We start from the raw sequence: 13,061 nt of genomic DNA on the forward strand, positions 1-13,061 counted from the left end.
CTGGAGCGTTACGGGAGGGGCGTGAATATCAAAGCATGTTTGCATGAGGCGCTGGGGCACCCCATGCAACACGTAATTGGGACATAGCCTTGTTTTTGCCCAGTGAACCTGTTGGCGAGCGAGCGGTGTGCTCAGGCTACTGCCACCAGCTTCTGCCCCTTCTGGTTGCTGTCCAGAATGAGGATGCTGGCCTTGGGGAAGAAGTTGAAGGTGGAGGCCGATGCCCAGGTGTAGGCGCCCATCACCTTGCCAACCACCAACTCGCCGATAGCCAGATCCGGCAGCATGATGCCATCGCGGATCACATCCACGCTGTCGCAGGTCGGGCCGGAGAGCACCGAGTTGTGTTGCTCGCCACTGGCATAAGGCGTGCTCACCGGATAGGTTACGTGGTCATAGAGCTGGCCGTTGTAGCTGCCGTAGAGACCGTCATCCAGGTAGTACCAGATCTTGTCGCCACGGTGGGCCTTGCCCATCACGCTGGATACCGAAGTCATGGCCGGTGCGCTGATAAAGCGGCCCGGTTCGGCAATCTTCTGCACGGTAGCGGGCAACTTGGCCAGCGCTTCGCGGATCGGTGCGCAGAAGCCGTCGATATCGAACTCGCCCCCTTCATAGTCGACCGGGAAACCGCCGCCGATATCCAGTACCCAGGGCTTGAGCCCGAGCGCCCAGGCCTGCTCCATGATCTCGCGGCAGGCGTCGATGGCCTGCACATGGCGACGGGCATGAGGTACCTGGGAGCCGACGTGGAACGACAGTCCCATCACCTTGATCCCCTTGGCGTGGGCCAGTTGCAGCAGCGGCAGCGCCTGCTCCGGAGTGCAGCCGAACTTCTTGGAGAGATCGACCTTGGTTTCGGGGTTCGGGAAGCTGACCCGCAGCAGCAGTTTCACTTCGTCCTTGTAGGGAATGAACTTCTCCAGCTCCAGCGGGTTGTCGTAGACAAACACGGTGCAGCCGAACTCGAGCGCATAACGGATATCGCTGTCGCGCTTGATGGGATGGGTATGAATGCAACGTCCCGGGCGAACTCCCTGACTGCGCACCAGATCCACTTCGCCATTGGTGGCCAGATCGAAACAGGCCCCCTCTTCCTTCAAGACAGAGACCACCGCCTCATGGGGCAGGGGTTTGAGTGCATAGTGCAATCGTACATCGGGCAGGGCGGCGGCCAGGGCCCGATACTGTTTGCGGACGGCTGCCTTGTCGAGCAGCAGCAGGGGGGAGCCGAATTGTTCAACCAGCTGACGGTAATCTTGTGCGACCACATCTTTTGCAACCAGGGCGTCGTTCATTCTCTTTTGGTCATCCTTAGGGGGCGTGATATGCCCAAGCCATATGCGATTGAACCGGCGACGGCCGGGTCAGGCGAGCGGTCCGGTGGGACCAACCGAACACAGTGCATAAATTGATGGCAAAGTGCTTGGTTATGCAGCGGATTATCGGCTTATTGATTCTGTGCGCAAGCATTTTGATTGGATATGTCGGCAAGATTTTCTTAGCGAAACGAGAGGGATCACTGTTCTCTATCCGCCATTTTTCCCGTTTGGGCCACATTTGATCCGTGAGAGCCTAACTTGTTGATAGTTAACTAACATTTAACATTCTTGCCGCGGTTCTGGCGGTCACTAAAAAAATATAAATGGGGGCGGCAAGTGCGAGACAGCTCACATTTTTTGGATTAACATGCCGACTTCCTAATCCAAACTAGTTCGGATGAAGGTAGCAGGAGAGCGATGGGCAACCATCCACCGAAGAAGTGAATCTTTCAGGTACCGGGCAACCGGTGTGGACTGCTACTGGACGATACTCTGGAGAGACCCGTTAAATCGGGCGCCGAAGGAGCAAGGCACCATGACTACCCGCAAGGGCAGGCTGGCGCCGGAAACTCTCAGGCAAAAGGACAGAGGGGATGGGATGGTTGTACCTAGGCTTGGAACTGTTCACGATCTGTAACGAGAGGTCGTCAGCAAGGTAAAGAGCAGCGCAGGAACCGGAGCGTATAGACATACGTGAGCTTCTCGGTTCCACATAAGCGAGTCGCGCATGAGCCTTGATCACGGCCTCGCAGTAAGAGTGTGAACACGTTCTTGGCCTGCATCCGGTCGCCTTTGGCCGATCGCGACACCTATGGGAAGATCATCCTTCTCCTCCTTAATTTCTGTTTCTTAAGGAGGATGCATGTCATCAATTCAATCGGCGTTAACCGCCATCGATAGCTTTATCTGGGGGCCGCCCCTGCTGATCCTGCTGGTCGGGACCGGTATCTATCTCACCCTGCGTCTGGGTCTGCTTCAGGTAGTGCGCTTGCCGCTCGCTCTGCGGCTGGTCTTTGGCCGCGATCAGGGGCAGGGCAAGCAGGGGGATGTATCCAGCTTCGGCGCCCTCTGTACCGCGCTTTCAGCCACTATCGGCACCGGCAACATCGTCGGGGTCGCCACCGCCATCAAGCTCGGCGGCCCCGGTGCCCTGTTCTGGATGTGGATGGCAGCGCTGTTTGGCATGGCTACCAAGTACGCCGAGTGTCTGCTGGCGGTCAAATATCGCGAGCAGGATGCCAACGGCCAGATGGCGGGCGGCCCCATGTACTATCTGGAGAAGGGGCTCGGTTCCAAGCCGCTCGCCAAGCTGTTTGCCCTGTTCGGCATCGGCGTCGCCTTCTTCGGGATCGGTACCTTCCCGCAGGTTAACGCCATCAGTGACGCCATGAGCCTCTCCTTCTCGGTGCCCCGTGAAGCGACTGCCGTGGTGCTGACCCTGATCGTGGCGCTGGTGACCCTGGGGGGCATCCAGTCCATCTCCAGCGTGTCGAGCAAGGTGGTGCCCTTCATGGCCATCTTCTACATCGTCGCCTGTCTGGGCGTGCTGGTGAACAATGCCAGTGCCCTGCCGGAGGCGATAGCCCTGGTGATCGGTAGTGCCTTCACCGGCCATGCGGCGACCGGTGGCTTCGTCGGTGCCAGCATCATGCTGGCCATTCAGTCCGGGGTGGCGCGCGGGGTCTTCTCCAACGAGTCAGGGTTGGGCTCGGCCCCCATCGCGGCGGCGGCGGCCAAGACCGACTCTTGCGTGGAGCAGGGGCTGGTCTCCATGACCGGTACCTTCATCGACACCATCATCATCTGCACCATGACCGGCCTGACCCTGGTGGTGACCGGCGTGTGGAGCGGCGATGCAAGCGGCGCGGCCATGACCAGTCTGGCCTTTGCCCAGGGGCTAGATGCCCATGTTGGCCAGTATCTGGTGAGCATTGGCCTGCTGTTCTTCGCCTTTACCACCATCCTTGGCTGGAACTACTACGGCGAGCGCTGCACCGAGTACCTGTTCGGGGTGAAGGCAATCAAGCCCTATCGTCTGGTCTATCTGGCGCTGGTGGCGAGCGGTGCTTTCCTCCATCTGGACATGATTTGGCTCCTGGCCGATATCGTTAACGGCCTGATGGCGGTGCCCAACCTCATCGGCCTGATTGGCCTGCGCCATGTGGTGATTGCCGAGACCCGCGCCTACTTTAGCCGGGATCTGGATAGCGAAGCCGAGCCGGAGCCGCAGACGGCCTGAACGCCTCAGCCCGTTTCACGCTCCCCTTGAAATGAACAAGCCACGACTCCGGTCGTGGCTTTTTTGTGCGCTATCTCTGGATGGGCACTTTCCCTCTCCCTTAGGGATAAGGTCAGGACGAGGGGGATAGCCCCTCGCTCAGCAGGCTATCCAGACGTGCTCGCACTTTCTCTACCAGTGCCTGATCGCTACCGCGCCAATCGATGCAGCTTGCCAGCGTGGTGGAGGTTCCCGCCATAAAACGCAGCTCGCCGCCCGCCAATTCGTAGAAGCGGCTCGCCATCCTGGTTCCCTCATCCACATCACCCGCCACCAGCAGCATGGCTTGTGCCAGCACGGCACCCTGGTGATCCTGCCCCGGCGCCAGCCAGCGCTGGGCAGTGCCGGTGATCTTGCGTCCCCCGATCACCAGATTGTACTGACCATCGCAAAAAGAGCCGGGCACGAAGTCATAGCTTCCCTCAAGGCCGAACTCCGCCAGCAGGGTCAGCAGCGGCGCCCCCAGCAGCCGGTAGTAGTGGGCGAGCTCTGTGGTGGTGCGAGGCAGCAGCAGGGATAGGTTGAGGATCCCCGCCCCGTGGGGCACGGCGGTGCCACCGCTGTCGCGCACATGTACCGGCCAACCTTCAGCTGCAAGTTGCTGGCAGGCGGCTTCGTAATGGGGGAGGCGGGTATCCTTGCGAGTGACAATCAGGCATTGGGGCGCCTGCCACAGGTGAGCGCGGGGCTGGCCGTCATGGGCACAGTCGCGCAGCCAGCACTGCTCTTGCGCCAGTATCTGTGCGGGTGAAGCGGTATTGGAGAGGGGGGAGAGCAGGCGATAGGGCATGGCGGCATCCTCAAAAAAAGGCTGCCCAGCACACTACCCGTGGCGACTGGCAAGGTAAAGCCCCGCAGTGCGGGGCTGTTGGCTATCGGTAGGCGATCTCTTAGGAGTGACGCGCTTCGCGCTTGGGCAGCAGCAGGTTGAGCACGATGGCGGTGATGCCACCGGTGGCGACGCCATAGGAGAGCACGCTCTTGGCCAGCTCCGGCAGGTGTTGCAGCACTTCTGGCACCTGCGCGACCCCGAGGCCCATGGCCAGCGACACCGCCAGGATCATCAGGGCGCGGCGATCCAGCTCCTCGCGGGCAATGATGCGCACGCCAGCGGCGGCGATGGTGCCGAACATGACGATGGTGGCGCCCCCCAGCACGGGCTCGGGGATCTGCTGCACCAGACTGGCGACCGCCGGGAACAGGCCGAGCAGCGCCAGCATGGCGGCGATAAAGAGCCCGACATGACGGCTGGCGACGCCGGTCAGCTGAATAACGCCGTTATTCTGGGCGAAGGTGGACATGGGGAAGGTGGAGAAAACCGCCGCCAGCATGGAGTTGGCACCATCAGCCAGCACGCCGCCCTTGATCCGTTCCATATAGACAGGCCCTTCCAGTGGCTCGCCGGAGATATCCGAGGTGGCGGTCATGTCGCCGATCGCTTCGAGCGCCGTCACCACGAAGATGATGGCGAGCGGCACGAACAGCTGCCAGTCAAAGCCGAGGCCGTAGTGAAGCGGAATGGGCACCATCACCAGCGGGCCGTCGAAGGTGGGGGCGCTCACTTTGCCCAACAGCAGGGCCACGGCATAGCCCGCCAGCATGGAGATCATGATGGCGGAGAGGCGCAACCAGGGGTTGCGACTGCGTTGCAGCAACACGATAAGGCCGAGCACCAGCAGGGAGAGGAAGAGGTTGGTGTGGCTGGCGAAGCTGCCATCAGAGAGGGCTGCATAGCCGCCGCCCATGCTGATCAGGCCCACCTTGATCAGGGTCAGGCCGATCAGCAGCACCACTATACCGGTCACCAGCGGGGTGATGATCCGTTTCACCAGATGGAGGAAGCGGCTCATCACCACGATAGTGAGTGCGGCAACCATCATGGTGCCGAACAATGTGCCCAGCAGATCCTCGGTGGGCATGGTCGCCTGTTTGAGGGCGAGACCGGAGGCGATGATGGGGCCGAGGAAGTTGAAGCTGGTACCTTGCACCGAGAGCAGGCCGGAACCGATGGGGCCGAATCGGCGGGTTTGAATGAAGGAGGCGATGCCGGACATGACCAGCGACATGGAGACGATATAACGGGTGTCGGCGGCAGGGAGGCCGAGGGCATTGGCAATAATCAGGGGCGGGGTAATGATGGCGACAAACATGGCGAGCATATGCTGCAGGGCGGCGAACAGCGTCTGGGGCAGAGGGGGGACATCCTCTATGCCATAGACCAGTTCGCTATGGGCTCGCCTGGGTGGATGTGCCTCTCGATTGGCGCGTGTGACAGCAGCCTGTTCCATAAGTACCTCGAATTGTGTGGGGAGGGGGAGAAAATTGGGCGCTATTGTAGTGATTGAAATGAGACTGACCAGCGCTAATTATGCAAAAAAAGGTTTATTTTTTGATAGGTTGAAACGTTTGCGTGTTGCGATTATCATCTGTCGGTTTGTGTGATCTCCCTCTCTTTTTTATTCCCGCCACTAATGACAATTTTACCACTTTATAGGTGTAGAATGTTCATTCGACCTTGAAGTGGAGGGTATGGATGCTCAAGTTGTCAGAGTTCTGGAGTGCGAGGGTTCACTCCGAAGACTTTACTCGTACCCGTATGGGGTTTATGACGGTGCGGCTGCGTTTGCTCACCGCCCTGCTGATGATCGGGTTGCCAGCCTGGGCACTGATCGACTGGCTAACCCTCTCCAGCTCTCATTTCGAACAGCTGTTTCAAGCCCGCATTTTATGTACGTTGGCTCTATCGCCCCTCATTCCGCTCTCCTTTCTGATCCGGTTCAGGCGGGAACGAATGAGGCTGGCCCTCGCCTATCTGATGATGGTGATGATGGTTTTCTCGCTGGTCTGCCTGCACAGCTTTGGCAGTGAACAGGAGTTGCAAGCGGGTTACATCGCCTTTCCCTATCTGCTGATCACCCTGTTTGCCATCTTCCCCATCCCCCTCTCCCTCGGCTTGCAACTGGCAGGCGTGGTACTGGTGACCATGCTGCTGGGCCACTGGCTGCTGGTGGGCCAGAACATCTGGAGTCAGGCCACCCTGAATCAGGTGTGGGTGCTCGGCATGTTTACCATGGCCAGTTGCTGGGTGCAGTGCGGTCAACTCAACATGCTGCTGCGGCTCTATCGGGAATCGACCACCGATGAGCTGACCGGCATGATGAATCGCCGCCTGCTGATGAAGCAGCTGGAGCAGGCCAGAATCCGGCTGCAACTCAAGAAGAAGCCCTTTGCGGTGATGCTGCTGGATCTCGATCGCTTCAAGCGGATCAACGATATCTACGGCCATCTGGCGGGGGATGCGGTGCTCAAGGAGGTGGCTACCACCCTGGGCGAGCAGCTGGAGCCTGATATGGTGCTGGGGCGTTATGGTGGTGAAGAGTTTGCCATCCTGATGCACAACTGCGCCGATCCGGCGCTGGCGAGCAAAATGGCCGAGCGGCTGCGCATTGCTGTCGAGGCGCGGCTGGTGAAGAGCCCCACCTCGGACGAATTGCTGGAGGTGACTGTGAGTATCGGGATTGCCATGGCCCGTTCCGATGACACCATCGATATTCTGATCAACCGTGCCGACGAGTGTCTCTATCAGGCCAAGATGGCGGGACGCAACTGCGTGGTGGTCGAGGGGCAAAATCGCGCAAAAACAGATGCCGCCTGAGGGCGGCATCCTGTTGGCAAGGGGCTGACGAAATCAGCTCAGCTTGTACTTGCCGGAGAGTTGTTGGGCCAGCAGCTTGAACATGTTGAAGACCGCCATGGTCTTGCCGGTCGGGGTGCCATCTTCGGCCAGGAAATACTCCCCCTTGAACACCAGAATATCCCCCTTCTGCTCCACCGAATCGGCGCGCATACCGTGGATGAAGTCTTCATGCTCTTTGATGATCTTGTTGGCCATCTCAAGCAGGGCCGTCTCGGTGATCAGCTCTTTCTGTGGTTGCATGCTCGTCTCCTTAAACGACTACTGGACAGGGAAATCGTGGATCCCTGTCTCTGATTGAAGAGGCGCCCAGCATACTGCAAACAGGGTTTTTCTGTCATTGATATGACCCCGATTTGTGGCTGTTTATCCGATCACCAGATTCTTCAACCAGCAGCGCTGGCGAATACGGCGCTGCACCAGCAACACCTTGCTGAGCTCCTCCAGCAAGACCACCGCCACCACCCAGGAGAGGGACCAGCCGAGCAGCGTGACCGCCACCCAGGCGAGCGGGATACCGATGCACCACATGCCGACGATGTCGATAAAGATGCTGTAGTTCACATCGCCGCCAGAGCGCAGCACCCCGATGATCCCCACCATGTTGAACACCTTGAGCAGCATCCCGAGGCACATGATGCCGAGCACCTGTCCCGCTTCCGTCATCAGCTCGGGGGGCAGGTTGCCGACCCACTGCAACAGGTTGGCTTGCAGCAGCCAGACGATGATCCCCACCAGCAGGGCGCCGATGGGGGCGAGCAGCAAGAACAGCTGGGAGTGCTGCCAGGCAATCTCGTACTCCTCGGCCCCGAGCCGGTGGCCGAGCAGGGTGGAGCAGGCCACCGCCAGTCCGAAGAAGAGGGAGATAAGGATGCTCTCCAGGGTGCCAAGGGTGGTCATGATAGCCAGCGAGTCAGTGCCAAGATGGGCATAGAGAAAGCCGTAAATCAGCATGCCGAAGGCCCAGAGGCCGTCATGGAACAGCAGCGGCAGGGCGATCAGGGTAAAGCGCACCACCTCCTTGCGCTTGAAGGCGGCCAGCCAGTCTGGTGCGCGCGGGATCAGGCGCGCCTCATAACGCTTTACGTAGAGTAGCAGCAGGGCTGTCTGCAGCAGCCGGGAAATGGTGGTGCCCCAGGCCGAGCCGGCCACCCCCATTGCCTCGAAGCCGAAGTGACCGAAGATGAGGGCGTAGTTGAGGATGACGTTGGCTATGATAGCGATAATGCCGATGCGGGTTGGCGCAGCGGCATTGCCGACCGAGCGCAGGGCTGATTCAAGCGGCACTACGATAGCGGTACAGAGGATGGTGGCGCCGGTGATCATCAAGAATTGATCTGCCAGTGCCCGCAGTGCCGGATCTTGACTGGCAAAACCCAGTACGCTGCCCGGTGATAACACATAGATGAAGGCAAAGGGCAGGGTGACCAGCAGGGCACCCACTATGGCCAGCGCCAGGGAGCGGCGCACCCCGGCCATCTCCCCGCGCCCGAAGTATTGTGCTGCCAATACTGAGACCCCGCCCGCGAGGCCCGCTATCACCAGCAGATTGAAAAAGAAGACCCGGTTACCCAAGCCGACCGCCGCCACAGCCGTGGTGCCAAGCTGGCTCACCATCATGATATCGATGAGGCCGAGCAGGGAGAACATCATGGATTGCAGCGAGACAGGCAGGGCCAGCCGCCACAGTCGGGTCATGAACTCGCGATCGGTGGTTTGTTTTAAAATCGCTTGCCAATAATTCATAGTTGTTAACCGGGTATGAGAAAAGCAAGGTTTGTCAGGGGTATGATAGGGGCTGGTGAGGTCCTTCTCACTGTGAGTAGCTCTCGGTTTTCTTGTGTAAAACTATCCTGTTGAGGTGTTATGCCCTTTGTCAGCGAGTGTCTGGAGATAGCTCCCTCCTGCGATGAGCGGATGCTGGGGCGCGAAGGGCTGCCCCTGCTCGGCGAGGCCGGTATCTTTCTGACCGGCCTCTCGACCATTCGGGATCACTACCTTATTCGCCGCAATCGGCCCGAGTTTCACATTCTGATGGCGAGCCACAGCGAGGGGGGGGCGCTGCTTACCGATCGGGGCGAGCAGCCTGTCCCGAATGGTTCGCTCATCTTTTTGCCCGCCGCCGTGCCCGGTGGCCTCAAGCTGGTGGGGGAGCAGTGGCAGATGAGCTGGATTTTGCTCGATGACGTGCCGCGCTGGCAGCATCTACACCGCCTCGGCCACCGTATCTGGCAAGGGGATGGCGGTGATCAGCTTCATCATCTGCTCAGCCTGATCCAGCTCGAAGGGGTTCGTTCCCCGCTACAACCTCAACTGCTTAGCCTGTTGCTGGCGCTGCTGGAGCGCACCCTGCAGGGAGAGGTGCGTGGCACCCCGGAGCTGCGCCTGCAGGCGCTGTTTCGACGAGTGGAGGCGCGTCTCGACGAGCCCTGGAGTGTGGCCCTGCTGGCCCGACAGATGGCCTGCTCGGTGCCCCATCTGCACCGGCTCTGTCAGCAGCACTTTGGTATGGGGCCGATGGCGAGGGTGACCGAGCTCAGAATGAACAAGGCGCGCCAGTTGCTGCTCTATACCAACTGGCCACTTGGCGAGCTGGCGGCCCGGGTCGGTTATAGCGATGGCGCAAACTTTGCCAACAGCTTTCGTCGCCTCACCGGACAGACGCCGGGGGAATTTCGTCGCCTGGGTCGCAAACCTTTTGCAACGGATATGTAAATTCTTTGAAATTAAGGTGACAAGCCCCTAGGATCGGCGGGTTCCTGCGTCTAGCTAACCGTTTAGGTACCAAGATCCATGTTTGAAGATAATAACCAGAAACGTCCTCTCTACATTCCCTACGCCGGGCCTGCTCTGCTGGAGACCCCGCTGCTCAACAAGGGGAGCGCCTTCACCAGCGAAGAGCGCAGCAACTTCAACCTCGAGGGGCTGTTGCCCCAGAATATCGAGACCATCGAAGAGCAGGCCGAGCGTGCCTATCGCCAGTTTATGGCGTTCGGCAACGACATGGACAAGCACATCTACCTGCGCAACATCCAGGACACCAACGAGACACTGTTCTACCGGCTGCTGCACAACCATCTGACCGAGATGTTGCTCATCATCTACACCCCGACCGTCGGCAAGGCGTGCGAAGAGTTTTCCAACATCTATCGCCGCGCCCGTGGCCTCTTCATCTCCTATCCGGACAAGGACAGGATCGATGACATGCTGCAAAACGCCACCAAGCAGAACGTCAAGGTGATCGTGGTGACCGATGGCGAGCGGATCCTGGGTCTGGGTGACCAGGGCATCGGCGGCATGGGCATTCCCATCGGCAAGCTCTCCCTCTACACCGCCTGTGGCGGCATCTCGCCCGCCTACTGCCTGCCGGTGGTGCTGGATGTGGGCACCAACAACCAGCAGTTGCTAAACGACCCCTTCTATATGGGGTGGCGCAATCCGCGCATCTCCGGTGAAGAGTATGCCGAGTTCGTCGATGCCTTCATTCAGGCGGTCAAGCGCCGCTGGCCCGACATCCTGCTGCAGTTCGAGGACTTCGCCCAGAACAACGCCATGCCGCTGCTCAACCGCTACAAGAACGAGCTCTGCTGCTTCAACGACGACATTCAGGGCACTGCTGCCGTGACCCTGGGCAGCCTGATAGCCGCCTGCAAAGCCTCCGGCGCCAAGCTCTCCGAGAAGCGGGTGGCTTTCCTCGGGGCGGGCAGCGCCGGTTGCGGTATCGCCGAGCAGATCGTGGCGCAGATGAAGGCCGAAGGGCTGACCGATGCCCAGGCGCGCAGCCGGGTCTTTATGGTGGACCGCTTTGGTCTTATCACCGACAAGATCCCCAACCAGCTCGACTTCCAGCGCCGCCTCTCCCAGCCGGTGGAGCGCATCGCCGACTGGCCGGTGGGGGACAACATCTCCCTGCTGGAGGTGATGGAGCATGGTCGTCCGGACATTCTGATCGGGGTCTCCGGTCAGCCGGGGCTGTTTACCGAAGAGGTGGTCAAGACCATGCACAAGCACTGTGCCCGTCCCATTATCTTCCCGCTCTCCAACCCCACCTCCCGGGTCGAGGCGACGCCGGCAGACCTCATCCGCTGGACCGACGGTCAGGCGCTGGTGGCAACCGGCAGTCCGTTTGCGCCGGTGGAGCACAAGGGCAAGCGTTACGTCATCGCCCAGTGCAACAACTCCTTCATCTTCCCGGGGATCGGCCTTGGCGTCATCGCCTCCGGCGCCACCCGGGTGACCGACGCCATGCTGATGTCGGCCAGTCGCGCGCTGGCGGAGTGCTCGCCGCTGGTGAAAGGGGAGGAGGGTTCTCTGCTGCCGGATCTGGCGGATATCCATCAGGTTTCCCGCTACATCGCCAAGATGGTGGCCAAGACCGCCATGCTGCAGGGCAAGGCGGTGCAGACCCCGGACGAGGTGATCGATCAGGCCATCGAAGCGAACTTCTGGCATCCGGAATATCGCCGCTACCGCCGCACCTCGTTCTGATTGGACGGGGTGTGAATACCACGGAAAAGCAAAAGGGATGCCTCGGCATCCCTTTTTACTGCACGTCTGACATGGTTATCGCCTCAAGATGAACTACTCGCTGCCGCCCTGTACGCCGGTGACGCGCACCTCTACCCGGCGATCCGGCCCAAGGCAGTCGATGAGCGCCGTCTTCGCCTTGATGGCATCACACTGGTTGCCGGTGACCGGATTACTCGCGCCATTACCCTGGATACTCACCTTGTCGGCAGGCAATCCTTTGCTGATAAGAAAGTCGGCAACGGTTTGGGCCCGAGCTTCTGACAACCTCTGATTGTTGGCATCCGAACCGATACGGTCGGTATAACCCATCACTACGGCACTGCCATCCTTGGGCTGCACGTCGACGATCTGCTGGTAGAGATCGTCCAGCGCACTCATTCCCTCCGGTTTGAGGTTCGCTTTGCCAAAGGCGAACAGCACATCGGAACTTAGGTTAAAGGTCTGATCCACCACTTCCGGTTCGGCCGGTGGCGGGGGGACCACGACCGGCGCCGGGGTGGGGGCCGCTTCTGCGGGTTGGCTGCGGTTCGGGTGGATCACCAGCTCCAGCGTCGCGGTGCTGACATCGCTGACCCAGCGCTGGGTACCGCTGTTGGCTTTGCCGTTATCCGGATCATCGCCAACGCGCACTATGTAGCGATAACGCGCCTGCAGGTCGACCCAGTCATGGAGTCGGGCAGTGAGTCCCAGACCAGCCAGCGGTGCCAGGTTGTCGTCCCCGCCGTTGACTGATTCGACGTGATAGATATAGCCACCGCCCTCGGCAAACACCGAGAACATCTCGCTGAGCGGCAAGCGGCCAATCACTGACAGGGTTGCCCCCTTGCTGTTGAAGTCATGGCCGCTGATATCCCAGTCTCCGGTAGAGAGATAACCTATCTCGGCTCCCAGATTTTCCGTGAAGTTGTAGCCGCCAAACAGGGAGAGCGCAGTCGCATCCTTGCTGGCATCCTGACTGAAATCATTCAGATTGTGGGCAATGGCCCAGCCACCGCCGACCCCGGCATACCAGTCGTGAACCGGTACCGCTTGTGCGCCTGTGCTCGCCAATGCCAGTGCAATCCACACAGGTTTTACTCTTATGTTCATCGCGTATCCTCGTCGATGTTTGGTGTAGTGGGGATTTTTGTGAGTAAAACCCCACACTTATTTATAGGTGACGGGCTGCTTTTAACCACCCAAGAGGTATGGATAGTGGCAATAAGTGAACCCATGTCACTGAAACGATGCGGGGAGG

Annotated in this window: 10 protein-coding genes and 1 riboswitch; of the genes, 4 read left to right on the plus strand and 6 right to left on the minus strand. The window is 59.8% G+C overall.

All coding sequences use genetic code 11. The features are described 5' to 3' along the window. Window positions 1-131: 131 nt before the first annotated feature. Entirely contained in the window at window positions 132-1,298 is a 1,167-nt protein-coding gene (locus ACW5W8_RS10535) for a type III PLP-dependent enzyme (RefSeq protein WP_498627773.1), read from the minus strand. Window positions 1,299-1,804: 506 nt separating this feature from the next. Next, window positions 1,805-1,920, plus strand: a riboswitch (glycine riboswitch). A gap of 264 nt (window positions 1,921-2,184) precedes the next feature. Here ACW5W8_RS10535 and ACW5W8_RS10540 point away from each other — a divergent pair. Continuing rightward, window positions 2,185-3,561 carry an alanine/glycine:cation symporter family protein gene (locus ACW5W8_RS10540; RefSeq protein ID WP_498627774.1) on the plus strand — a complete coding sequence of 459 codons (1,377 nt, stop codon included), beginning with the start codon at window positions 2,185-2,187 and terminating at the stop codon, window positions 3,559-3,561. A 112-nt stretch (window positions 3,562-3,673) separates the two neighbouring features. Here ACW5W8_RS10540 and ACW5W8_RS10545 read toward each other — a convergent pair whose 3' ends face one another. Both ACW5W8_RS10545 and ACW5W8_RS10550 read right to left on the minus strand, forming a co-directional pair. Beyond that, window positions 3,674-4,390, minus strand: a complete 717-nt coding sequence (locus tag ACW5W8_RS10545) for a lipoyl protein ligase domain-containing protein (protein WP_498627775.1) — start codon at window positions 4,388-4,390, stop codon at window positions 3,674-3,676. 100 nt (window positions 4,391-4,490) lie between these two features. Then, window positions 4,491-5,888, minus strand: coding sequence for a nucleobase:cation symporter-2 family protein (locus ACW5W8_RS10550; protein WP_498627776.1), 1,398 nt, complete (start codon window positions 5,886-5,888; stop codon window positions 4,491-4,493). A 245-nt stretch (window positions 5,889-6,133) separates the two neighbouring features. Between ACW5W8_RS10550 and ACW5W8_RS10555 the strand changes: the two genes are divergently transcribed. Next, window positions 6,134-7,255: a GGDEF domain-containing protein gene (locus tag ACW5W8_RS10555; protein WP_498627778.1), complete on the plus strand. Its 1,122-nt coding sequence runs from the start codon at window positions 6,134-6,136 to the stop codon at window positions 7,253-7,255. Between the two features lie 33 nt (window positions 7,256-7,288). Here ACW5W8_RS10555 and ACW5W8_RS10560 read toward each other — a convergent pair whose 3' ends face one another. After that, window positions 7,289-7,537 carry a YciN family protein gene (locus ACW5W8_RS10560; RefSeq protein WP_421254379.1) on the minus strand — a complete coding sequence of 83 codons (249 nt, stop codon included), beginning with the start codon at window positions 7,535-7,537 and terminating at the stop codon, window positions 7,289-7,291. Between the two features lie 123 nt (window positions 7,538-7,660). Beyond that, window positions 7,661-9,040, minus strand: coding sequence for an MATE family efflux transporter (locus ACW5W8_RS10565; RefSeq protein ID WP_498627780.1), 1,380 nt, complete (start codon window positions 9,038-9,040; stop codon window positions 7,661-7,663). Between the two features lie 120 nt (window positions 9,041-9,160). On the opposite strand from ACW5W8_RS10565, the gene ACW5W8_RS10570 reads away from it, so the two are divergent. After that, window positions 9,161-10,009, plus strand: a complete 849-nt coding sequence (locus ACW5W8_RS10570) for a helix-turn-helix transcriptional regulator (RefSeq protein ID WP_498627781.1) — start codon at window positions 9,161-9,163, stop codon at window positions 10,007-10,009. Between the two features lie 78 nt (window positions 10,010-10,087). Then, window positions 10,088-11,782: an NAD-dependent malic enzyme gene (locus ACW5W8_RS10575; protein ID WP_498627782.1), complete on the plus strand. Its 1,695-nt coding sequence runs from the start codon at window positions 10,088-10,090 to the stop codon at window positions 11,780-11,782. A gap of 93 nt (window positions 11,783-11,875) precedes the next feature. On the opposite strand, the gene ACW5W8_RS10580 is transcribed toward ACW5W8_RS10575, so the two are convergent. Further along, window positions 11,876-12,913 (minus strand): OmpA family protein, encoded by a 1,038-nt coding sequence (locus tag ACW5W8_RS10580; RefSeq protein ID WP_498627784.1) that lies wholly within the window; start codon window positions 12,911-12,913, stop codon window positions 11,876-11,878. Window positions 12,914-13,061: the final 148 nt, after the last annotated feature.

It is taken from the genome of Aeromonas aquatilis, assembly GCF_054052405.1.

What these genes read in the sequence shown, in the direction of transcription:
- ACW5W8_RS10555 (WP_498627778.1), top strand. Translation starts at nt 6,134, where the DNA reads ATGCTCAAGTTGTCAGAGTTCTGGAGTGCGAGGGTTCACTCCGAAGAC.
- ACW5W8_RS10545 (WP_498627775.1), bottom strand. Translation starts at nt 4,390, where the DNA reads ATGCCCTATCGCCTGCTCTCCCCCCTCTCCAATACCGCTTCACCCGCA.
- ACW5W8_RS10575 (WP_498627782.1), top strand. Translation starts at nt 10,088, where the DNA reads ATGTTTGAAGATAATAACCAGAAACGTCCTCTCTACATTCCCTACGCC.
- ACW5W8_RS10550 (WP_498627776.1), bottom strand. Translation starts at nt 5,888, where the DNA reads ATGGAACAGGCTGCTGTCACACGCGCCAATCGAGAGGCACATCCACCC.
- ACW5W8_RS10535 (WP_498627773.1), bottom strand. Translation starts at nt 1,298, where the DNA reads ATGAACGACGCCCTGGTTGCAAAAGATGTGGTCGCACAAGATTACCGT.
- ACW5W8_RS10580 (WP_498627784.1), bottom strand. Translation starts at nt 12,913, where the DNA reads ATGAACATAAGAGTAAAACCTGTGTGGATTGCACTGGCATTGGCGAGC.
- ACW5W8_RS10570 (WP_498627781.1), top strand. Translation starts at nt 9,161, where the DNA reads ATGCCCTTTGTCAGCGAGTGTCTGGAGATAGCTCCCTCCTGCGATGAG.
- ACW5W8_RS10560 (WP_421254379.1), bottom strand. Translation starts at nt 7,537, where the DNA reads ATGCAACCACAGAAAGAGCTGATCACCGAGACGGCCCTGCTTGAGATG.
- ACW5W8_RS10540 (WP_498627774.1), top strand. Translation starts at nt 2,185, where the DNA reads ATGTCATCAATTCAATCGGCGTTAACCGCCATCGATAGCTTTATCTGG.
- ACW5W8_RS10565 (WP_498627780.1), bottom strand. Translation starts at nt 9,040, where the DNA reads ATGAATTATTGGCAAGCGATTTTAAAACAAACCACCGATCGCGAGTTC.